This window comes from Mycobacterium sp. IDUB_21 (genome assembly GCF_055419425.1).
Genome location: NZ_JBVAXQ010000011.1, coordinates 150052 through 172057, shown reverse-complemented (window position 1 = coordinate 172057; position 22006 = coordinate 150052). Strand labels below are relative to the sequence as shown.

General features: G+C 68.0%; 17 protein-coding genes, 1 tRNA gene and 1 pseudogene. 15 read left to right on the top strand and 4 right to left on the bottom strand.

Features of this window, described 5'->3' with window-relative positions:
• Window positions 1-409 precede the first annotated feature (409 nt).
• The 7 genes from ssd (at window position 410) to ACZYY4_RS17055 (ending at window position 5010) form a co-directional block, all read left to right on the top strand.
• On the top strand, window positions 410-1486 hold the full coding sequence (gene ssd / locus ACZYY4_RS17085) for a septum site-determining protein Ssd (RefSeq protein WP_463811181.1): 1077 nt from the start codon (window positions 410-412) through the stop codon (window positions 1484-1486).
• Complete coding sequence (locus tag ACZYY4_RS17080) at window positions 1483-2667, top strand: TadA family conjugal transfer-associated ATPase (RefSeq protein ID WP_463811180.1); 1185 nt, start codon at window positions 1483-1485, stop codon at window positions 2665-2667. The genes ssd and ACZYY4_RS17080 overlap by 4 nt, the downstream gene beginning before the upstream one ends.
• Window positions 2664-3464: a type II secretion system F family protein gene (locus tag ACZYY4_RS17075; protein ID WP_463811179.1), complete on the top strand. Its 801-nt coding sequence runs from the start codon at window positions 2664-2666 to the stop codon at window positions 3462-3464. The genes ACZYY4_RS17080 and ACZYY4_RS17075 overlap by 4 nt, the downstream gene beginning before the upstream one ends.
• Window positions 3461-4045, top strand: a complete 585-nt coding sequence (locus tag ACZYY4_RS17070; protein ID WP_463811178.1) for a type II secretion system F family protein — start codon at window positions 3461-3463, stop codon at window positions 4043-4045. The genes ACZYY4_RS17075 and ACZYY4_RS17070 overlap by 4 nt, the downstream gene beginning before the upstream one ends.
• Window positions 4046-4136: 91 nt before the next feature.
• Window positions 4137-4328 carry a DUF4244 domain-containing protein gene (locus ACZYY4_RS17065; protein WP_463811177.1) on the top strand — a complete coding sequence of 64 codons (192 nt, stop codon included), beginning with the start codon at window positions 4137-4139 and terminating at the stop codon, window positions 4326-4328.
• A gap of 6 nt (window positions 4329-4334) precedes the next feature.
• Window positions 4335-4682, top strand: a complete 348-nt coding sequence (locus ACZYY4_RS17060) for a TadE family type IV pilus minor pilin (RefSeq protein WP_463811176.1) — start codon at window positions 4335-4337, stop codon at window positions 4680-4682.
• Between the two features lie 16 nt (window positions 4683-4698).
• On the top strand, window positions 4699-5010 hold the full coding sequence (locus ACZYY4_RS17055; protein WP_463811175.1) for an Rv3654c family TadE-like protein: 312 nt from the start codon (window positions 4699-4701) through the stop codon (window positions 5008-5010).
• Window positions 5011-5024: 14 nt separating this feature from the next.
• On the opposite strand, the gene ACZYY4_RS17050 is transcribed toward ACZYY4_RS17055, so the two are convergent.
• Both ACZYY4_RS17050 and ACZYY4_RS17045 read right to left on the bottom strand, forming a co-directional pair.
• Window positions 5025-6068 carry a PAS domain-containing protein gene (locus tag ACZYY4_RS17050; protein ID WP_463811174.1) on the bottom strand — a complete coding sequence of 348 codons (1044 nt, stop codon included), beginning with the start codon at window positions 6066-6068 and terminating at the stop codon, window positions 5025-5027.
• Between the two features lie 322 nt (window positions 6069-6390).
• On the bottom strand, window positions 6391-8745 hold the full coding sequence (locus ACZYY4_RS17045; protein WP_463811173.1) for a DEAD/DEAH box helicase: 2355 nt from the start codon (window positions 8743-8745) through the stop codon (window positions 6391-6393).
• A 322-nt stretch (window positions 8746-9067) separates the two neighbouring features.
• Here ACZYY4_RS17045 and ACZYY4_RS17040 point away from each other — a divergent pair, with 322 nt between their 5' ends.
• The 3 genes from ACZYY4_RS17040 to topA all read left to right on the top strand — a co-directional run bounded on the left by ACZYY4_RS17040 (window position 9068) and on the right by topA (window position 12948).
• On the top strand, window positions 9068-9271 hold the full coding sequence (locus ACZYY4_RS17040; RefSeq protein WP_005138711.1) for a cold-shock protein: 204 nt from the start codon (window positions 9068-9070) through the stop codon (window positions 9269-9271).
• A gap of 135 nt (window positions 9272-9406) precedes the next feature.
• Entirely contained in the window at window positions 9407-10018 is a 612-nt protein-coding gene (locus tag ACZYY4_RS17035; RefSeq protein WP_463811172.1) for a hypothetical protein, read from the top strand.
• Window positions 10019-10134: 116 nt separating this feature from the next.
• A complete protein-coding gene (topA, locus tag ACZYY4_RS17030; RefSeq protein WP_463811171.1) occupies window positions 10135-12948 on the top strand; it encodes a type I DNA topoisomerase in 2814 nt (937 codons plus the stop codon).
• Between the two features lies 1 nt (window position 12949).
• On the opposite strand, the gene ACZYY4_RS17025 is transcribed toward topA, so the two are convergent.
• A complete protein-coding gene (locus tag ACZYY4_RS17025; RefSeq protein ID WP_463811170.1) occupies window positions 12950-14593 on the bottom strand; it encodes an adenylate/guanylate cyclase domain-containing protein in 1644 nt (547 codons plus the stop codon).
• A gap of 72 nt (window positions 14594-14665) precedes the next feature.
• On the opposite strand from ACZYY4_RS17025, the gene ACZYY4_RS17020 reads away from it, so the two are divergent.
• Both ACZYY4_RS17020 and ACZYY4_RS17015 read left to right on the top strand, forming a co-directional pair.
• The gene (locus ACZYY4_RS17020; RefSeq protein ID WP_463811169.1) at window positions 14666-15889 is read left to right on the top strand and encodes a DNA polymerase III subunit delta'; all 1224 of its coding nucleotides are present in this window, start codon (window positions 14666-14668) and stop codon (window positions 15887-15889) included.
• A 28-nt stretch (window positions 15890-15917) separates the two neighbouring features.
• Window positions 15918-15993 (top strand) — tRNA-Thr (locus ACZYY4_RS17015).
• On the opposite strand, the pseudogene ACZYY4_RS17010 reads toward ACZYY4_RS17015, so the two are convergent.
• A pseudogene (locus ACZYY4_RS17010) lies at window positions 15964-16202 on the bottom strand (hypothetical protein); the annotation flags it as partial. The gene ACZYY4_RS17015 and the pseudogene ACZYY4_RS17010 overlap by 30 nt on opposite strands.
• Window positions 16203-16391: 189 nt before the next feature.
• Here ACZYY4_RS17010 and ACZYY4_RS17005 point away from each other — a divergent pair.
• From ACZYY4_RS17005 to ACZYY4_RS16995, 3 genes are all read left to right on the top strand, one after another.
• Window positions 16392-17528: a nitronate monooxygenase gene (locus tag ACZYY4_RS17005; RefSeq protein WP_463811168.1), complete on the top strand. Its 1137-nt coding sequence runs from the start codon at window positions 16392-16394 to the stop codon at window positions 17526-17528.
• Between the two features lies 1 nt (window position 17529).
• On the top strand, window positions 17530-19911 hold the full coding sequence (locus ACZYY4_RS17000; RefSeq protein ID WP_463811167.1) for an acetyl-CoA acetyltransferase: 2382 nt from the start codon (window positions 17530-17532) through the stop codon (window positions 19909-19911).
• A 221-nt stretch (window positions 19912-20132) separates the two neighbouring features.
• The gene (locus tag ACZYY4_RS16995) at window positions 20133-22004 is read left to right on the top strand and encodes an acyl-CoA dehydrogenase family protein (protein ID WP_463811166.1); all 1872 of its coding nucleotides are present in this window, start codon (window positions 20133-20135) and stop codon (window positions 22002-22004) included.
• Window positions 22005-22006 lie beyond the last annotated feature (2 nt).

The following is a 22006-nucleotide window of genomic DNA, read 5'->3' as shown; positions in this document are numbered from 1 at the left end:
AGGTGTGGGGGCCCGGCTGGCCCGGCGCTATGCCGGAAAGAGCACTTCAGCGGCCGTGCGGAGGTGAAACGCCGGCATTTGGCGACAACACTTGCGCCGGACCTGCCTGTCGTGTGTATAGTGGCATCACTCGGCTTATGCTGAGTGTGTATCGGCCCGACCCCCCGGGGTTGATACACGACGACCTCCGCCTCCTCCCCCCCTGGCGGGGGTCGTCTTTTTTATCCGGTCATTATTCGCTGGAACGGGCTCAGCACCTTCCTGAACGTGTTACAAAACCGGAATTATGATCCGATTCGACTTGATATTGCGCCGTTACTGGACGGTTAGTTATCCACAGTCGGGGATCCCATCCACATCTGTCGCGTATTGACTGGTGTGGCCAAGGCCGCGCCGCCACGGTGAGGGCGTGAGCACAGCCGCCGGCCTGTTGGCCCTCGTCGCCCAACCCGGATTGCGTGACGAGTTGGATCGGGTGGGCGCTGCGGTGGGTGTGCGGGTCATCCATCTCGGAGCCGCGTCGGCGCCGGACCGCAAAGCCTGGGCGGCGGCCGCGGCGGTGGTGCTCGACGAGGCTGCCGTCGCCTGTTGCTCATCGGCAGGGCTGCCGCGCCGCGCGCACGTCGTCGTGGTCACCGGTGCTGAACCCACCGCAGCCAGCTGGCAGGCCGCCGTCGCGATCGGGGCGCAGCGAGTCCTGGCACTGCCCGCCGACGGGAACGAGCTGGTGGCCGAGTTGGCCGAGGCCGCCGACGCGGTACGCGATGGCGGCCGCCGCGGCGAGGCCATTGCGGTGATCGGCGCCCGCGGCGGTGCCGGCGCGTCGTTGTTGGCGACGGCCCTGGCCCAAAGTGCCGGTGACGCGCTGCTGGTCGACCTGGACGCTTGGGGCGGCGGCATCGACCTGCTGGCCGGCACCGAGAACGCCGCCGGTCTGCGCTGGTGCGACCTGACCGCGCAGAGCGGGCGGCTGACCTGGCCGGCGTTGCGCGAAGCACTGCCCCGCCAGCGCGGCGTGAGCGTCCTTTCCGGTGCCCGGCGGGGTTCTGAAGCTTATGAGGTCGAAGCCGGAACCGTTGACGCCGTGGTGGATGCCGGACGCCGCGGCGGGATCACCGTGGTCTGTGATCTGCCCCGGACGTGGGTCGACCCGGTCGAGACCGCGCTCAGCGCTGCTGATCTGGTGGTGGTTGTCAGCCCATGCGACGTGCGTTCGTGTGCGGCCGGTGCGGCGATCGCACCGCGGCTGCGCGCCGCCAATCCCAACGTCGGGCTGGTGGTGCGCGGGCCGGCCCCGGGTGGACTCCGCGCCGCCGAGGTGGCCGAGATCATCGGCCTGCCGTTGCTGGCGGCGCTGCGTGCCGAGCCGCGGCTGGCCGAGCGGCTCGAACACGCGGGCCTGCGCCTGCAACGTCGATCCGCGCTGGCAACGGCCGCTGCCCGGGTCCTTGACGTGTTGCCTGCACGAAAGGCCTTAGTGGCATGAGGGATTCGTTGATAGACCGGGTCCGGGAAAGGCTGGCCGCTGAATCTTGGGAGGCCCGGGGCGCCGCGGAGTTGCGTCCGGATGCGGTAGCCGCGGCGATCCGGGCCGAATCCGGCGGGGTGCTCGGCGACACCGAGATGTTGTCCAACCTGCGGGTGCTGCAAACCGAACTGATCGGCGCCGGGATCCTGGAGCCACTGTTGTGCGCGACGGGCACCACCGACGTCCTGGTCACCGCCCCGGATGCGGTGTGGGTCGACGATGGGGCCGGCTTGCGCCGCACCGAGATCCGGTTCGCCGACGAGGCCGCCGTGCGCCGGCTTGCCCAACGGCTGGCGGTCGCGGCGGGGCGCCGGCTCGACGACGCCCAACCATGGGTCGACGGCCGGCTCAGCGGTATCGGCACCGGCGAATTCACCGTGCGCCTGCACGCGATACTGCCGCCGGTCGCCGCCGACGGCACCTGCTTGTCGCTGCGGGTGTTGCGGCCGGCCACTCAGGACATCGCCGCATTGGCCGCCGCAGGCGCCATACCGCCACCCGCGGCTGCGTTACTGGCCGACATCATCAACGCCCGGCTGGCGTTCCTGGTCTCCGGTGGCACCGGCGCAGGAAAGACCACTCTGCTGGCGGCCATGCTGGGTGCGGTGCCTGCCGCCGAGCGTCTGGTCTGCGTCGAGGACGCCCCGGAGTTGCAGCCCCGCCACCCGCATCTGGTCAGGCTGGTGGCCCGCGCGGCCAACGTCGAGGGCGCCGGGGAGGTCGGGCTGCGCGACCTCGTCCGGCAGGCGCTACGGATGCGGCCGGACCGGCTGGTGATCGGCGAGGTCAGGGGCGCCGAGGTGGTCGACCTGCTGGCCGCGTTGAACACCGGGCACGACGGCGGCGCGGGCACCGTGCACGCCAACAGCCCAGCCGAGGTACCGGCCCGGCTGGAAGCCCTGGCCGCACTCGGCGGGTTGGACCGCGCCGGCCTGCACAGCCAATTGGCCGCGGCCGTCCAAGTGTTGTTGCACGTCGGACGCGATCGCAGCGGCAGGCGGCGGCTCACCGAGATCTCGCTGCTGCGCCGGACTGCCACCGGAATGGTGCAGGCCGCACCGGTGTGGCAGCACGAGCGGGGCCTGAGTGACCTCGCCACCGAATTCCACGCCCTGCTGGGCGAGCGGATGCAGTCGTGACCGGTCCGGCGGTCGCGGCGCTCGCCCTGGCCGCGGCGGCTCTGCTCGGCGTCTCCCCGCGCCGCCGGCTTTGGCCGATCGGCCACCGCCGTGACGGGATCGGCCGGTGGGGGGTCCTCGGATCGCTGGCGGGCTGCGCCGCGGTGCTGGCCGCGGTCGCTCTTCCGGTGAGCACGTGCCTGGCCGGGGCGGTATTCGCCTGCACCGCCGCGTTGCGCCACCGCCGCCGCCGTCGCGGCCGTCGTGCAGTGGCAGAGTCACGCGCCTTGGAAGCCGCGCTCGATGTTCTCGTCGGTGAGTTGCGGGTTGGAGCACATCCGGTGCGCGCCTTCTCCGTTGCGGCCGCTGAAACCGACCACTGCTCGGTGGCCGCGGGTCTGCGCGGGGTGGTAGCCCGGGCCCGACTGGGCGCCGACGTCGCCACCGGCCTGCGGGACGCGGCCAGGTCCTCGACGCTGCCCTCGCACTGGGAACGGCTCGCAGCCTACTGGGAGCTCGGCGGCGAGCACGGCCTGGCGGTAGCCACCCTGATGCAGGCCGCACAGAGCGATATCACCGCCCGACAACGGTTCTCGGCGCAAACCGATGCCGGGATGGCCGGTGCGCGGGCCTCGGCGACCATCCTGGGCTGCTTGCCGGTGCTCGGTGTGCTGCTGGGGCAATTGATCGGGGCCCGCCCGATGAGCTTTCTGCTCAGCGGAGCGGGCGGGGTGCTGTCGGTGGTCGGGGTGAGCCTGATCTGCACCGGCTTGCTGTGGTCGGACCGGATCACCGGACGCGTGGGCGCCGCCGCGTGAGTGCCGCCGCGGTGTTGCTCGCGGCGGCCATGCTGGCCGCCCCGTCGACGGTGCGGGCACGGGCAGGGATGCGCCGGCCGGCTCGTCCGATGCGCCACCGGGCAGCGCCAGGCACCGACGCGCTGTCGCTCGCCGCCGGCCTCGATGTGTTCGCGCTCTGCCTGACCGCCGGAATGCCGGTCTCCGGTGCCGCCGCCGCCACCGCCCGGTCCGCGACGCCGCGGCTGGCGGCGACGCTGCGGCGCGGTGCGGATCTGTTGGCCCTGGGCGCCGATCCGGGCATCGCGTGGTCGGTGCCGCCGGACCGAACGGCCGGTGCGCTCGACCCGTCGACCATCGCGGTGCTCCGACTGGCCCGGAGGTCGGGGTCCTCCGGCACGGCACTGGCGACCGGACTCGGTGAGCTCGCCGCCCAATGCCGTGCCGAGGCAGCACACGTGGCGACGGCTGCCGCGGAGCGAGCCGGGGTGCTGATCGCCGGGCCGCTCGGCTTGTGCTTCCTGCCGGCTTTCGTGTGCCTGGGCATCGTGCCGGTGGTGGCCGGGCTGGCCGGCGACGTGCTGCGGTCGGGTCTGCTGTGACCGCCCATGCTTCGCGGAGGTCCGCGAGAACCCGTACCGGGTGATGATGAAGGGAGATTTCGTGGGAACACGAGTATCAAAGACACATAACATGTTTCGTGTCATCCAGCTCAGGCTGTTGCTGCTGGCGTCCGACGAGTCCGGGATGTCTACGGTGGAATACGCGATCGGGACGATCGCAGCCGCCGCCTTCGGCGCGATCCTCTACACCGTCGTCACCGGCGATTCGATCGTCTCCGCGCTGAACCGGGTCATCGGGCGCGCGCTGAACACCAAGGTCTGACGGGCTTTGACCGGTTGTGGCCGACTTGCCGATGATGCGGGCGCCAGCACCGTCGAGGCGGCGTTCGCATTGGCGGCCCTGGTGTCGGTGCTGGTGTTGGGACTGGCCGGGATCAGCGCGGTGTCCGCCCAGGTCCGCTGTATCGACGCCGCCCGGGAAGCCGCCAGGCTGGCGGCGCGCGGCGACGCCCCGGCAGCCGCACTGGTGGTGCGGCGGATCGCGCCCGCCGGCGCGACGGTCCGGCTGCGCTCCGACGGCGGATTCGTGGTCGCGACGGTCACCGTCCGACCGGTCCTGCTGCCCGGGCTGGCGGTCAGCGCCGAGGCGGTGTCGGCTGCTGAGCCGTCCCGGTGAGACCGGTTCGGCTACCGTGGCCGCCGCCGCGATGGTCGCGGTGTTACTGATGGTCACCGGCGGTGGCATCCTGCTCGGCGCGGCGGTCATTGCGCGGCACCGGGCACAGGCGGTCGCCGATCTGGCCGCGCTGGCTGGTGCGTCCCGGATGCCCGCTGGGCCCGATACGGCCTGCGCGCAAGCCAAAGCGCTGGCGGGACGGATGAGGGTCGGTGAAATCGCTTGTACGGTAGACGGGCTCGATGTGACGGTCGCAGTCGCGGTGCCGGTGCCCGGCTGGCGGCTCGGCCCGGCCCGCGCCAGTGCTCGTGCCGGCCCCGTGACGTAACGGGTGGGGGTTCTCTACTCCAAACCGGCTTGGCCCGAATTGCTTTCGTCCAACCCGGCGTCGGCCAGGTCCCGGTCGGTGGGCAGGCGCAGTGCGACCAGGCCGGCGTAGGTGCCTTCTTCGAGCTCAATCCGGTTCACGGTCACATGAACCGGCCCCCAACCTCCGTCTGCCTGACGTAAACGCAATACCCCGGTCGTCGGCCCTTCGCTGAAATCGGTTGTCATGCGGGCGATCAGGGCCTCATCATCGGGATGAACCCGCGGAGCGTCCACCGCGCCGCGCCAGTCGTAGAACGGGCACGGGTCGTCCAGCCATTTCAGCAGCCGCCAGTCGATCAGGTCGACGATGGCCCGGTGCACCCCGGGCTGGGCCAGTCCGTGCAGGATCTGCTGCGCCAGGAAGTCGGGGCGCTGCACGCTGCCGTCGAGTTGGCCGCGCCAGTTCATGCCGCGCGCAACCAGGTGCTCACGCCCGCTGGGATCAGACTCCCAGGCGGTACGCGCCACGAAACCCACCCGGATCGCGTCGCCGCGGAAATCGGTGATATCCCAACTGTTGCAAATGGTCTGGGCAGGTTCGGCCCGAATCGCCAGTGCTAACACCTTGTTCTCGTTCGGGCTGAAGTCGCGGGCGGGCAGCTCCTCGGCGAACGCTCGGCCGTGGGTGGCCTCCACCTCGGGGTCTTTGCCGCCGTTGGCAAGCGACTCCTTCGTCTCGGTGGCGATCCCCAGGGTCAAGTCCCACTTCAGTGGACCCGGGGTGGGCCGCTCCGATGGCTCGACGTCGGCCGGCCCGCTCCAGACGTGCACGCCGTGCACGCGGCCGTCGGACATCACCACCGGCTCGGTGCGGATCACCCGATCGCGCTTGGGGGTGATGCTGGCCAGACTCTGCCCGGTGCGCATGGATTCGGCGATCGCGGTCTGAATCGCGGCCAGGTGCGGGCTGCGACGCAGGAACTGGGTGATCGGCACCAGATTCTTCACCTGGCGGCCCTGGGCGACTACTGCCGGTTCATCGCCGAGTGTCTCCACCAGCAACCAGTCATGGGCCATAACCCGGGATTTTACGGCCCACGGTGAGCTGCCAGCACCAACAGTGGCCGTTTGCCCGCGTCTCCGGCCGACTGCGAGTACTCTGGGTCGTTTCCAAGTTGCGCCGGCCCGATACAGCCGGTAACTTAGCGCCGCGTCCGGCTCGGTACCGGCGTTTGGGAACGGCTCGCTTTTTTCGACCGTTCCCGTTGCGGCTCCGCCAGTGTTTCCGCAGGGCACATTTCGCCACTGCGAGCCCGCGGGGTGCCGACTCGGGGGAGTCGGCCGTTCGGGGGGTCGGCCGACTCCCGCAGTCGTTCACGACGCAAATTCGGCGACCCGCCTAGCCCGAATTCAGCTTGCCGAGCACTAATCGCAGCACCCGAACCGCGCCGTCCTTGTCCAACGGTTCGTTGCCGTTACCGCACTTGGGTGATTGAACACACGACGGACAGCCGTGGCGGCATTCGCAGGATTCGATCGTCGCCGCCGTGGCTGCCAACCAGGTGGCGGCCGAGCGGAACCCTCGTTCAGCGAAACCGGCGCCGCCCGGGTGGCCGTCGTAGACGAACACGCTGGGCAGCCCACCGAGGGCATCCGGACCCAGCGCGGTGGACAGGCCGCCGATGTCGCCGCGGTCGCAGCTTGCGACCAGCGGTAGCAACCCGATCGCCGCATGCTCGGCGGCGTGCAACGCCCCCGGTATGCGTGGTTCGGCTATTTCACAGCCGGTCAACGCCTCGGCGGTGACGGTGTAGACCACCGCGGTGGTCGGCAGCGCCGCGGGGGGCAGGTCCAGGTCGACGAAGTCCAGCACCTCGCCGGAGGGCAGCCGGCGCAGGTAGCCGACGATCTGACTGGTCACCGTGACCGGAACCAGTCCGAGGCTGACCGGCCCGAACCAGCCGCGTTCCCCGGCGCCGGTCACGTCGATATCGGTGATCTCCCGCGCGAAGGTCGCGTAACCGGGATCCTCGGCGTGCACGAAGGCGATCTGACGCTCGGTGTCCAGCGAGTCGACCAGGTAACTCTCGCCCTGATGCAGATACACCGCGCCGGTGTGCACCGTGGCCGGCGCCCGGCCGGCGTCGACGCTGCCCAGCAGCCGGCCGGTGTCGGCCTCCACGATCACCACCTGCCCGCCCACCGACCCCCGGATGTCCACCGCCGAATGCGGGTCGAGCCCGGGCGCCGGAAAGTACTTCTCGGCCCGTCGGCGCAGCAATCCGTCGTCGACCAGGTTCTCGGCAACCTGTTCGGCACCCAGTTGGGTTACCTCGGACGTGGTCAGGGGGAGTTCAACGGCCGCGCACAGCAGCTGCGGACCCAGTACGTAGGGGTTGGCCGGGTCGATCACCACCTGCTCGATCGGCTTGTCCAGCAGGGCCGCGGGATGGTGCACCAGGTAACTGTCCAGCGGGTCGTCGCGGGCGATCAGCACGATCAGCGCCGTCTGACCGCGCCGGCCCGATCGTCCGGCCTGCTGCCAGAACGACGTCACCGTGCCGGGGAAGCCGGCGATCACCACCGCGTCCAGTCCGGCGATGTCCACCCCGAGTTCCAGGGCATTGGTGGTGGCCAGGCCGTACAACTCGCCGTCGGCCAGTGCGCGTTCCAAGGCGCGGCGGTCCTCGGCCAGATAACCCGCCCGGTAGGAGGCGACCTTGTCCACCAGTGCCGGCGCGACCGATTCCAGGCGGGTGCGGGCCGCCAGTGCGGTCAGTTCGGCGCCGCGGCGCGATCGGACGAAGGTCAGGGTGCGCGCACCCTCGGCGATCAGGTCGGCCATCACGCGGGCCGCCTCGGTGCCGGCCGCCCGGCGCACCGGTGCACCGTTCTCGCCGGTCACATCGGTGCGCAGCGCGGGTTCCCACAGTGCCACCGTCCGGGCGCCGTGCGGCGAACCGTCCTGTGTGACCTCGACGACCGGTTGCCCGATCAGTGCCGACGCGCTCGCGCCCGGTGCCGCGGTGGTGGCGCTGGCGAAGATCACTGCCGGCCCCGGCGCACCAGGCGCTGCATAGCGGGCACACAACCGCAGCAGCCGCCGCAGCACCATCGCCACATGTGAGCCGAAGACACCCCGGTAGTAGTGGCATTCGTCGACGACCACGAAGCGCAGCCCGCGCAGGAAGACCGACCAGCGGGCATGGTTGCGCAGCATCGACAGATGGATCATGTCCGGGTTGGAGAACACCCAGCGGGACCGTTCCCGGGCGAACCGGCGCAGCTCAGCCGGGCTGTCGCCGTCGTAGGCGCTCGGCGCCACGGCGCCGGCAGTACCCGCTGCGCCATCCAGCCGCGGAACCGCCGCGGTCAGGGCGTATGCGGTGCGCAGCTGGTCATGGCCCAGCGCCTTCGTCGGCGACAGGTACAGCACCCGGGCACGCGGATCGGTCGCCAGTGCGGCCAGAACCGGAAGTTGATAGGCCAGCGACTTTCCCGACGCCGTGCCGGTGCTGATCACCACGTGACGCCCGGCGTGGGCCAGTTCGGCGGCGGCCAGCTGATGCGACCACGGTGCGTCGATGCCCCGCCCGGTGAAGGCGCCGATGACGTCGGGGCCGGCCCAGTCCGGCCAGGCCGCCACCTGCCCTGCCGATGCCGGTAGGTCGGCGACGTGCCGCAGCGGATGTTCTCCGGGTTCGATTCCGGCGAGCGCGGCGGCCAGCAATTCTCCGCCGAAATTCACCGTCATTCCTGCCGTCCTTAATCGCCTGCATACAAACCCGCCGCCGTATTGTTCACCCTGCCCCAAACCTTCGACAGACCAATTGAGCACGGCAGGCTGTCCTCGGCGCGACGAACATGGTTGACTGATGGGCGGTCGTAGCTTCTGTGTTCGTGTAAAGCCTTCGCAGGATCTGTGGTTGCGGCCGCAGTGCCCGCGGGGAGTGGTCGGTGGCAGCACCGATTGACCGCCAGGGTACGGCGGCCGGAACAGGCCCGGGGCAGCGAAGGGCGGTGCCTCGAACAACGGTGCAATGCACCGGGCAAGAAGAGTAAGGAAAGATCGACAAATGCCACAGGGAACTGTGAAGTGGTTCAACGCGGAGAAGGGCTTCGGCTTTATCGCGCCTGAAGACGGGTCAGCGGACGTGTTTGTCCACTACACGGAGATCCAAGGGTCCGGCTTTCGTACCCTCGAGGAAAATCAGCGGGTGGAGTTCGAGGTCGGCCAGAGCCCTAAGGGCCCCCAGGCCACGGGCGTCCGCGCCGTCTAAGCAACGAGATTTGACGATACCCCCCGGCCAACTCCCGCTAAGGGAGCAAAACCGGGGGGTTTCGTTACGGGCGGGTCGGGCGAGTTGGACCGACCCGGACACCGCCGGATGCTGGACCGGCTTACTGTCGGTGACGTGAGCCAGCTTTCCTTCTTTTCGGCAGAGTCGGTGCCGCCCAGCGTCGCCGACCTGACCGGGGTACTGGCTGGCCCGGGACAGATCGTCCAGACGGGCGGCGGAGCGCGGCTGTCGGTCGTCGTCGATGCGCAGTGGCGTGCGGTGGCCCTGGCCGAGCTGATCAGTCAGGCCGGCCTGCAGCCGGAGATCACCCGCACCGAGGAGGACACGCCGTTGGTGCGGACCGCGGTGGATTCGCAACTGCTCGTGCTGGCCCAGACGTGGACTCGCGGAGCGGTGAAGACGGTACCGCCGCAATGGCTTCCGGGTCCGCGTGAACTGCGGGCATGGACGTTGGCGGCGGGCGCCGCCGAAGCCGACCGGTATCTGCTCGGCTTGGACCCGCACGCGCCGGACACCTTCGCGCCGCTGGCCTCGGCCATGATGCGGGCGGGGATAGCGCCCACCCTGATCGGCACCCGCGGCAGCCGGCCGGCGTTGCGGATCACCGGTCGTCGCAGGCTCGCGCGGCTGGTGGAAAATGTCGGGGAATCACCGCCTGATCCCGAAGCGTTGGCCCAATGGCCGCGTGTCGAGGCGCCGATGCCGGGCCATCGGGGTCATCTTTGAGATGATTCACCGCTGAACGTCGGTTTGCATCGGCACGGCCGTGAGTGCGAGATTGTCAGTTGTCCACCGGCGGCGTGGCCTGCAGGTGCGGACAGAAGTGGAGTGGTAAGCGCAAGGTGGCTGACTCTAAGACGGTGAGCGCCCGCAATGGCGATAAAACACCCGTGCGGCGACTCGTCATAGTCGAGTCGCCCACCAAGGCGCGAAAAATCGCCGGTTACCTGGGCAGTAACTACGTCGTCGAGTCGTCCCGCGGGCACATCCGCGACCTGCCGCGCAATGCCGCCGACGTGCCGGCGAAGTACAAGACCGAGCCGTGGGCGCGGCTGGGCGTCAACGTCGATGCCGAGTTCGAGCCGCTCTACATCGTCAGCCCCGACAAGAAGAGCACCGTCACCGAACTCAAGGGCCTGCTCAAGGACGTCGACGAGCTCTATCTGGCCACCGATGGTGACCGGGAGGGTGAGGCGATCGCCTGGCACCTGCTGGAGACCCTGAAGCCGCGCGTCCCGGTCAAGCGGATGGTCTTTCACGAGATCACCGAGCCGGCGATCCGCAATGCCGCCGAGAACCCCCGTGACCTGGACATCGACCTGGTGGACGCGCAGGAGACCCGGCGTGTGCTGGACCGGCTGTACGGCTACGAGGTCAGCCCGGTGCTGTGGAAGAAGGTCGCCCCGAAGCTGTCGGCGGGGCGGGTCCAATCGGTGGCCACCCGCATCATCGTGCAGCGCGAACGCGAGCGGATGGCGTTCCGCAGTGCGTCCTACTGGGACGTCGTGGCTCAACTGGACGCCAGCGTCTCCGACCCCGCGGCGTCCCCGCCCACCTTCACCGCCCGGCTGGTCAGCGTCGACGAGCTGCGGGTGGCCAGCGGCCGCGACTTCGACTCGCTGGGGGCGCTGAAAAAGCCCGCAGAGGTCCGGGTGCTCGACGAGGCCGCGGCAACCGCGCTGGCGGACGGATTGCGCGGCGCCTCGCTGTCGGTGACCTCGGTGGAGGAGAAGCCCTACACCCGGCGGCCCTACGCGCCGTTCATGACCTCGACGTTGCAGCAGGAAGCCGGCCGCAAGCTGCGGTTCTCCGCCGAACGGACGATGAGCATCGCCCAGCGGCTCTACGAGAACGGCTACATCACCTACATGCGTACCGACTCGACGACGCTGTCGCAGTCGGCCATCGATGCTGCGCGTACCCAGGCCCGTCAGCTCTATGGCGAGGAGTACGTCTCGCCGTCGCCGCGGCAGTACACCCGCAAGGTCAAGAACGCCCAGGAAGCCCACGAGGCCATCCGGCCGGCCGGCGAGACGTTCGCCACCCCCGACGCGGTGCGCAATGAGCTGGGCAGCGACGAGTTCCGGCTCTACGAGTTGATCTGGCAGCGCACCGTGGCCTCGCAGATGGCCGATGCCCGCGGCACCACGCTGAGCCTGCGGATCGGCGGAACGGCGGACACACTTGGCCAGAAAAGCGAAGTGACGTTCGCCGCCAGCGGCCGCACCATCACCTTCGCCGGGTTCCTCAAGGCCTACGTGGAGACCGTGGACGAGTTGGCCGGCGGTGAAGCCGACGACGCCGAGAGCCGGCTGCCGCAGTTGACCCAGGGACAGCGCGTCGACGCCACCCGGTTGACCCCGGACGGGCATTCCACCAACCCGCCGGCCCGCTACACCGAGGCCTCGCTGGTCAAGGCGCTCGAAGAGCTGGGCATCGGGCGACCGTCGACCTACTCGTCGATCATCAAGACCATCCAAGACCGCGGCTACGTCTACAAGAAGGGCAGCGCGCTGGTCCCGACCTGGGTGGCGTTCGCCGTCATCGGGTTGCTCGAGCGGCACTTCGGCCGGTTGGTCGACTACGACTTCACCGCGGCGATGGAGGACGAACTCGACGGGATCGCCGCCGGCCGTCAGCGCCGCACCGACTGGTTGCACAACTTCTACTTCGGTGGCGACTACGGGGTGGAGGGGTCGATCGCCCGGGCCGGTGGCCTCAAGAAGCTGGTGGGCGTCAACCTGGAGGGCATCGACGCCCGCGAGATCAACTCGATCAAACTGTTCGACGACGCCGAGGGCAGGGCGGTGTACGTCCGGGTCGGCAAGAACGGCCCGTACCTGGAGCGCATGGTCACCGGCGACGACGGCGAGCCCACCCCGCAGCGGGCCAACCTCGACGACTCGCTGCCCCCCGACGAGCTGACCCTGGCGATGGCCGAGGAACGCTTCGCCACCCCGCAGGAGGGCCGGGAGCTGGGCATCGATCCGGTGACGGGCCACCCGATCGTCGCCAAAGACGGCCGGTACGGCCCGTACGTCACCGAAGTCCTGCCGCCGCCGCCGGATGACGAGTCCGGGGCGCCGGCTAAGAAGGGCAAGAAGCCGACCGGACCCAAACCGCGCACCGGGTCATTGCTGCGCAGCATGGATCTGCAGACGGTCACCCTCGACGACGCGCTGAGGCTGTTGTCGTTGCCGCGGGTGGTCGGTGTCGATCCCGGCTCCGGCGAGGAGATCACCGCGCAGAACGGTCGCTACGGCCCGTACCTGAAGCGCGGCACCGATTCTCGGTCGCTGTCGACCGAGGAGCAGATCTTCGACATCACCCTCGAGGAAGCGCTCAAGATCTACGCCGAGCCGAAACGTCGTGGGCGCCAATCGGCTTCGGCTCCGCCGCTGCGCGAACTGGGCGCGGACCCGGCGAGCGGCAAGCCGATGGTGATCAAGGATGGCCGATTCGGGCCGTACGTCACCGACGGCGAGACCAACGCAAGCCTGCGCAAGGGCGACGAGGTGGCTTCGATCACCGACGAGCGCGCTGCGGAACTGCTTGCCGACCGGCGGGCCAGGGGGCCGGTCAAGAAGGCCGCGAAGAAGGCTCCGGCGAAGAAGGCCACCCGCAAGGCGCCTGCGAAAAAGGCGGCTAAGCGCTGAGTCAGTCGGTTGCGGCCGAGGTTTCTGCAGCCGTGTCGTTTTCTGCGGCCTTGTCGTTCGAGGCCGGAACCGATTCGAGCACCGCCAGATTCAGCGGCCGTGCCAGCTGAGTGAAGGCGGCGCGCCCGCGCAGCTCAACGATCTCGCCGACCTCCCAGCACAGTGCCTCCGAATCGACGGCGCCACTGACCGCGACCGCCGAAGCCAGCACGTGGCCCTCCTCCAGTTTGGCCAGCTCGGTCAGCCGGGCGGCCTCGTTGACCGGGTCGCCGATCACGGTGTACTCGAAGCGGGCGCGGGCGCCGATGTGGCCCGCGATCGCCCGCCCGGTCGACACCCCGATGCCGAACTCCTCCGAACCGAGCACCGGCAGCAGCCCGTCGTGCAGTTCGCGGGCCGCCGCCAACGCCGCGCTCGAGGCATCCGGGTGCTCGATCGGCGCGCCGAAGATCGCCAGTGCGGCATCACCCTGGAATTTGTTGACGAAACCACCGTGCCGTCCCACGGCCTCGACCACCACCCGGAAGAACTCGTTGAGCAGGTTGACCACTTCGCTGGGTGGCCGCGTCGATGCGAGCTGGGTGGAGCCCACCAGGTCGACGAAGAGCACCGCGACGTCGCGTTCCTGGCCACCCAACTCGGTGCCGCGCTCCAGCGCACGCCGCGCCACATCTTCGCCGACGTAGCGCCCGAACAGGTCGCGCAGCCGCTGCCGCTCGGCCAGATCCCGCACCATGTCGTTGAACCCGGCCTGCAGCAGGCCCAGCTCGCTGGCGTCATAGATCTGCATGTGCGCGTTGTAGTTGCCGCGCTGCACCTCCCCGAGCGCCCAGCGCAGCTGGCGCAGTGGGTCGGCGATCGACATCGACACCAGGACGGTGCCGGCCAACCCGAAGCCCAGCGCGGCCAGCGCCATCAGCAGGATCGGGGTGAACAGCTTGTCCGCCGAAGCGTTGAGCAACGACGTTTTGGCGGCCAGCACCGACAACACGATCGCCAGCAGCGGCACCCCGGTCGACAGCAGCCAGGTCAGTAGCTGACGCAGGATGACCCCGGGCGCCCGCAGATTCTCCGGTGCCCCACCGCGCAGCGCCGCGACGGCCACCGGCCGCAGCACGCGCTCGGATTGCAGGTAGCCGATGATCGCGGTGGCGGCGGCACCCAGCGCGGTGGCGGTGACCACCACCGGCACCACGTCGTGGGCTACCGGCCAGCTGATGATGACGAACACCACCCCGCCGACGGTCCAGTAGCTGATGCTGATCAGCGAGCGGTAGAACGGCATCCGCAGCGCCCGGGATCGGGCCAGTTCGGTGTCTGCGGGATCGGTGTCGGCGCCGGTGCCGGAAAGCAGTGCTTCCCGGCGTTGCCAGCGGAACACCGGCATCAGCATTGAAGTACTGATCGAGAAGCCGAAAGCGAATAGGCACAACAGGGTGACGGCGAAGAACACCACGTTGGCGCGGGGCAGGTCCTGCAGGTTGATCCGGTCCTCGAGCGGCAGGCCGAACCGCAGAAAGCCGAACACGAACAGCGAACCGATGATGTCGGCCTGCAACAAGCTCAGCGTGAACACCGGCCACGGCGTGCGCACCACCCAACGGACGAATCGGCTGATTCGCCCGCCCAAGGTCCTGGTACCCACCAGGACACCGTATCGGGCGGACCGACAAAGCCGGAGTCCGAATGTCCCGGCCAGCCACTACTGTGACCGGTGATGTCCGGGGTTTTCGCACGATTGACAGGCCAGCAGGCGGTGGAGGCCGCGCTGCTGGCAGCAGCGCGCGCAGCGCGGCATGATTCAGCTCACAACGCGATGACCGCCGGAGGGATGTCACACGCCTGGTTGATCACCGGGCCACCGGGATCAGGTCGATCGATCGCGGCACTGTGCTTTGCGGCGGCGCTGCAGTGCACCGCCGACGAAGCCGACGGCACGCCGGGATGCGGAGTGTGCCGGGCCTGCACCACCACGATGGCGGGAACGCATGCCGATGTCCGGCGGGTGGTGCCGGAGGGGTTGTCCATCGGCGTCGACGAGATGCGGGCCATCGTGCAGGTCGCCTCCCGGCGGCCCGGAACCGGCCGGTGGCAGATCGTGGTGGTCGAGGACGCCGACCGGCTCACCGAGGGCGCGGCCAACGCCCTACTCAAGGTCGTCGAGGAACCGCCGCCGTCGACGGTGTTCCTGCTGTGCGCGCCGTCGGTCGATCCCGAGGACATCGCGATCACCCTGCGGTCCCGATGCCGGCACGTCGCCTTGGTGACGCCGGCGCCGGCGGCGATCGCCCAGGTGCTGATCGACACCGACGGGCTCGACGGCGAGACGGCCGCCTGGGCGGCGGCGGTCAGCGGCGGCCACGTGGGCCGGGCCCGGCGGCTGGCCACCGATCCAGACGCCCGTCAGCGTCGCCAGCGCGCGCTGGCGCTGGCCCGCGACGCGGCGACCCCGTCGCGGGCGTTCACCGCGGTCGACGAGTTGGTGGCCGCCGCGGAGTCCGAGGCCCGCGATCTGACCGCCGATCGGGCCGAGGCCGAGACCGAGGAACTGCGCACCGCGCTGGGCGCCGGCGGCACCGGCAAGGGCACCGCCGGGACGCTGCGTGGCACGGCCGGGGTGATCAAGGATCTGGAGCGCCGACAGAAGTCGCGCCAGACCAGGGCGTCACGCGATGCGCTGGACCGGGCCCTGATCGACCTCGCCACCTATTTCCGGGATGCCCTGCTGGTCGCATCGGGGGCCGGCTCCGCGCGGCCCAACCACCCGGACATGACCGATGCCGCCGCGGCGATGGCTGCGCACGCGTCGGCGGATGCGCTGTTGCGCTGTATCGAGGCGGTACTGGAATGCCGCGACGCGCTGGCCGCGAACGTGAAGCCCCGGTTCGCCGTCGGGGCCATGGTCGCCACCGTCGGACAGGCGCTGCGGGCCGACCTGTAAACTGGGCCGGCCCGGTTGTGCTGGGCGCGCCGCCTTAGCTCAGTCGGTAGAGCGATTCACTCGTAATGAATAGGTCAGGAGTTCGATTCTCCTAGGCGGCTCCATCCACCAGCGGAAACACTGGTCTCACACCTTGTTCCGTACCTAAAACAACCTGCCAGGGTTTCTCGGGCATCCGGACCGGTGGTTTTCCGCTCGGCGTAGTGGCCTTCGGTGGTTGTCAAATGTGGTGGCCGAGATGCTGCTGCGCCGCCTCGACGCCGAGGCTGTCGCGGACGATGGTGGCGGCGGCACGCCGGAACGAGTGCGGCGTGCACCGCCGCATTGCTGGCGCCGGTCGCCACTGTCAACTCGGGGTGTGCAGCCCTGCCGGGTGCCGCGTTGACGATCAGCACGAGCTACCGCCGAACCAAGTAGAGAGCTTGCCCAATCAACCGGCAACCTCTATGGTCTGGCTAACGGACGGATATCGTCGGAAATGTGTACGGAAGTGGGAGCGACAGTGAAGACTCAGATCTGCGAAATGCTCGGTATCGAATTCCCGGTTCTGGCCTTCAGCCACTGCCGGGATGTCGTCGCCGCGGTGACCAATGCTGGGGGATTCGGTGTGTTGGGGGCCTCTTCGCACAGTCCCGAGCAACTGGAGCACGAGCTCTCGTGGATCGACGAGCACGTCGGGGGCAAACCCTATGGCGTGGATATCGTCTGTCCGGAGAAATTCGAAGGCAAAGGCCTGGATCTGACATCCGAGCAACTCCTGGAGATGGTCCCGACCGTGCACCGCGACTATGTGGTCACGCTGCTGGCGGAACATGGCGTCAGCATGGATGAGATCGGCGAGCACCCGTTCCAAATGCTGCAGACTCTGTCGGACTCCATCGGCGAGCAGTTGCTCGAGGTGTCATTCCGTCACCCGATCAAGTTGATCGCCAATGCGCTCGGTGTACCGCCGCAGTTCATGATCGATCGAGCTAAGGCCGAGGCTGTGCCGGTGGCTGCGTTGGTCGGCGCCATGGAGCACGCGATCAAGCAGGTGCATGCCGGCGTCGACATTCTCGTGGCGCAGGGCACCGAGGCCGGTGGTCACTGCGGAGAGGTGACCACCTTGGTGTTGATCCCCGAGATCATCGAGGCTATTCGCCCGATCCGCAACGTCCCGGTCCTTGCCGCGGGTGGCATCGTCACCGGCAGGCAAGTCGCGGCCTCTATCGCTCTCGGTGCCGCAGGGGCCTGGACCGGGTCGGTGTGGCTGACCACCGAAGAGGCTGAGACCGCGCCATACACCGTGCAGAAGATGTTGGCCGCAAGTTCGCGTGACACCGTTCGGTCGAAGGGGCGCACCGGAAAGTATTCCCGTCAACTCAAGTCGGCGTGGACGGATGCGTGGGAACCGGCCGCGCAAGGGCCGGGAGCGCTACCCATGCCTCTGCAGGCGGTGATCGCCGACAACGTACTGCGACGAGTCGACGTCCTCGCTGAGAACGGCAACAAGGGTGCCCAGGATTTGGCTACCTACTGGGTAGGTCAGGGAGTGGGGTTGATGAACAAGGTCAAGCCTGCGCGCGAAGTCGTCCGAGAAATGATCGAGGACTATCTCGAGGCGGCTGAATGCATCGCAAAGTCTCTGGAGGACAACTGATATGGCAGCGACGGTAGACCCGCGTACCCCGATCATCATCGGAGTGGGCCAAGCCGCCGAACGCGTCGATGGTGCTGATTACGAGGGTTTGTCGCCCATAGACTTGGCAGTCAAGGCCGCCCGGGCGGCGGTGGTCGACACCGGCGTCGAGGCGTCGGAGCTCATCGCCGCGATCGACGTCGTCGCGTGCACCCGACAGTTTGAGGACTCGACCCCCGGGGCTCTCGCACCGTTGGGAAAGTCGGCAAAATATCCGCTATCGGTGGCAAATCGGCTCGGTGCTGATCCGAAGCGCGCGATTCTGGACGTGGCCGGGGGACAGTCGCCCCAACATCTCGCCACTGAGTTCGCGCGTGAGATCCAGTCAGGTAGAGCAGATGTGGTGCTGTTGGCCGGGGCCGAGGCAATCTCGACCATCCGCCACCTCGCCAAGCAGGACAGTAGACCAGACTTCTCCGACGATCCCGCTGATCCGAACCGCGCATTCGAAGATCGTGGGTTCGGTCTGTTCGGGCTCACCACCATGGAGCAGGCTGCCCACGGTCTGACAACGGCACCTGCCCAGTACGCCCTGCTGGAGAATGCGCGACGGGCCGCCCGCGCAGAAAGCAGGGGCAAGTACCTGGCGTCGATGGGTGCGTTGTTCGCACCGTTCACCAAAGTGGCAGCTACGAACCCATTGTCGGCAGCTCGGGATGAACATGACTCCGACGAATTGGTCGCGGTCACCGAACGCAACCGGATGATCGCCGAGCCGTACCCGCGTTTCCTCGTGGCACGTGACCAGGTCAACCAAGGCGCAGCGGTGCTGTTGGCGTCGGTCGGCGCGGCCCAGAAGCTCGGCATCGATGAAAGCAAGTGGGTGTTCTTGCACGGCCAGGCCGATCTGCGAGAGCGAAACCTGTTGGACCGACAGGATCTCGGTTCGGCACCGTCAGCGGTAACTGCCGTCCGGCATGCGCTGGAGGTTGCCGGACTGGGTGCCGATGAGATCCAATTCTTCGATTTCTACTCGTGCTTCCCGATCGCTGTCTCGAATATCACCGACACATTGGGTCTTTCGGCAGACGACCCACGTGGGTTGACCCTTACTGGCGGGCTGCCGTTCTTCGGCGGAGCGGGCAACAACTACTCGATGCACGCCATCGCCGAGGCGGTGGACCGCGCTCGGTCCCTACCGTGCAGTTATGCGTTGGTTTCGGCCAACGGTGGGGTGATGTCGAAGACCTCGGTCGGCATCTACAGCACCCAGCCCACTGAACTCAAGTCGGACGACAGCGCGGGATTACAGGGGCAGATCGACGCATTGGACAGCCCGGAACATGTGGAACATCCGCTGGGCTGGGCGACGGTCGAGGCATACACCATCGTCTATGGTCGTGGTGGGAAGAAGACTGCGATAGTCATTGGGCGGCTGGATGACGGCGGTGGGCGTTTCCTCGCGCAGATCGCTCCCGGTGACGATGAACTGATGTCCGTTCTGGAGAGCGCCGACAATCCGATCGGTAAACGTATCTACGTCACCGCATTCGGATACGGCAACCGGGTGACGGGCTCTCAAGAGGTCGCCGAACGGCTGTATCCGAAGGTCGAGCCCGTCCTGCGAGAGGCGTATGAATTCGTCAATGTTCGTCGCGACGGACATCTGCTCGAAGTCAGCATCAACCGGCCGGAGGTACGCAACTGCTTGCACCCGCCCGCCCACGAAGAGTTGGAGAGCATCTTCGACGCCTTCTTCGCCGACCGTGAGCTGTGGGTGGCCATCATCACCGGTGAGGGCGCCAAGGCGTTCTGCGCCGGCAACGATCTGGTCTACAGCGCGAGCGGCAAGCCGATGTACATACCGCTCAGCGGCTTTGGGGGGCTGACCGGCCGGCGCAGTATGCACAAGCCGGTCATTGCCGCCGTGAACGGATTCGCGATGGGCGGTGGTTTCGAGATTGCGCTGGCCTGTCATCTGGTGGTGGCCGACCAGTCGGCCAAGTTCGCGCTGAGCGAGGTCAAGGTTGGTCTGTTCGCCGGTGCCGGCGGTCTGGTTCGACTGCCGCGCGCAATCCCGCAGAAGGTCGCTAATGAGCTGATTCTCACGGGTCGAAGAATCGGCGCCGAGGAGGCCCGCGAGCTGGGTGTGGTCAACCGAATTGCTGCCGAGGGCCAGGCATTGGCGGCCGCGCGCGAATTGGCCGCCGAGATTCTCAACGGGTCGCCGACATCGGTGCGCCTGTCACTCAAAGTGATGGCACAGACACAGGGCATCCCGGACACCGTCGACGCGGTGACAGCACCCAGCGACGTCGCCGATGAGCTCATGACCAGTGCCGACGCGATCGAAGGCATGACGGCGTTTGCGATGAAGCGCCCCGCAGAATGGAAAAACCGTTGAGCGGTCGAAGTAATCCGGAGCTGGCGGCTTTCGACGATTCGGTTGCCGGGCTGATCGCCAAGATCTGGGGTGACGCTACTGCGGCCGAGCATGGCGATGTCGGGAAACTCTGGACGGCCGCCGCCGAACAGGGCTGGTTCGAACTGGCCGACGCCGGGGCGATCGGTCTGGCTGTTGCCGCATCCCGACGCCTGGGCCGCGCAGCGTGTCCGCTCCCGCTGATGGATGGCTACGGCACCGCCGAGCTGTTCGCAGACATCGGGATCGGTTCCGGCGAAATGCGTGTGGTGGTGACCGGAGATGACTCGTCGCCGGTCGATGAAGGCGGCGCCGCCACCCATGTGCTGGTGGTGCCGAAGAACGGCGGCGTCGCGCGGGTGGTAGCTATCCAGAATGCGGAGCCGCTGGCTGGCCTGGCGATTCCGTCGTGGAGTCGCATCACGCCGGGAAACATCGTTGTGGAGCGTGAGATCGACCGGACCCAGGCTGACCGGGTTCTGGTGCTGACTCGAATGGGAAAGGCGGCAAGGGCGCTGGCAGCGGCCGAATATGCCCAGGAGATGGCGATCGAACATGCGAAGACCCGGCATCAGTTCGGAAAGGCTATCGGCAGCTTTGGTGCGGTGCAGCAGCGCACTGCGCAGTGCGCCATTGAGATCAGGTCGGCAAATCTGCTGCTGGCCGATGCAGTGTCGGCACTCGAACACGGTCGGGATGACGCGTTGCTGATGGCCGAGATCGCCGTCAGCCATATCGCGGCGATTGCACCGAAGGTACAACTGTGCGCTCACCACACGCTGGCCGCGATTGGCTACTTCAACGAACACCCCGCGCCCTGGTTGTTCCGCCGCGTGCATAGTGATATCACCTTGCTCGCCACGATTGAGTCTGCGCAAGGCACCGTAGGTGATGCATTAGTAGAGAACGGATCTCGTCTACCGTCCGCCGACCTCGGTGAGGACGGTGAGGCGTTCCGCGAGGAGTATCGGCAGTTCCTCTCCGAGCAGGGGGCTCGAGACGGTGCGCCGACACAGACGCACACCGACGAGAACGTTACGCGTGCCATCGCTGAGAAGGGCTGGTTCGGCTTCGGCTGGCCCGAGCAATACGGCGGACGCAATGCCTCATTGGCCGAGCAGGTGGTGCTCAACGAGGAGACCACCTACAACCGCGTCGGCGCGGCCAAGGCACTCGGCTCGGTCATGCTCCTCGGTTCGTCGATCCTGCGGCACGGTACCGAGGAACAAAAGCAACAGTTCCTGCCGATCATCCAGGCGGGCGAGATGAACTTCTGCCTGGGCTACTCCGAGCCCGAAGCCGGTTCGGATCTGGCGTCGTTGCGTACCAGCGCGGTGCGCGACGGCAACGACTGGGTGATCAACGGGCAGAAACTGTGGACCACCACCGCGCAGATCTCGGACTGGGTGTGGCTGGCTGCGCGCACCGATCCGGATGCCAAGCCCCGGCATGCGGGCATCACGGTGTTCCTGTTCTCGATCCACACACCGGGCGTCACCATTCAGCAGCACACAGCGCTGTCTGGTGAGGTGTCGTGCACAGTGTTCTACGACGAGGTCCGCATCCCGGATTCGGCACGCGTCGGTGAGGTCAATGGCGGATGGGCGGTCATTGTGGACGCCCTCGCCGGAGAACGGATCACGATGGGCAACATCGCCGCCGCACTGCACCGTCAGCTCGATGACTTGCTCGACTTCGTCGGCACCGAACCCGAATTGCTCGCCGGCCCACGCGGGTCGGCCAAAAGAGCCGTGATCACGGATCTGGCAGTGCGCGTGCAGGCCACCCGCTCTCTGGTCAACGCGGCGGTTCAGGCCAGCTCGACTGATATCGGGGCAATGTTCGACGCCGCGATGGCAGGTGTGATGGGCGGTGATGTGTCGGAGGACTTCGGCGAGGCCACGCTGGCCGTCTGCGGTCCGGCCGCAGCGTTGAGCGGGGAGGGTGCAAGCGACATTCCCGGCGGCGGAGCCTTCGAATATGGGCTGCGCCAGTCGATCATGTATGTGGTCGGAGGCGGTACCAACGATGTTCAACGCGGCCTGATTGCACGCGGTTTAGGACTGCCCCGTTAGGG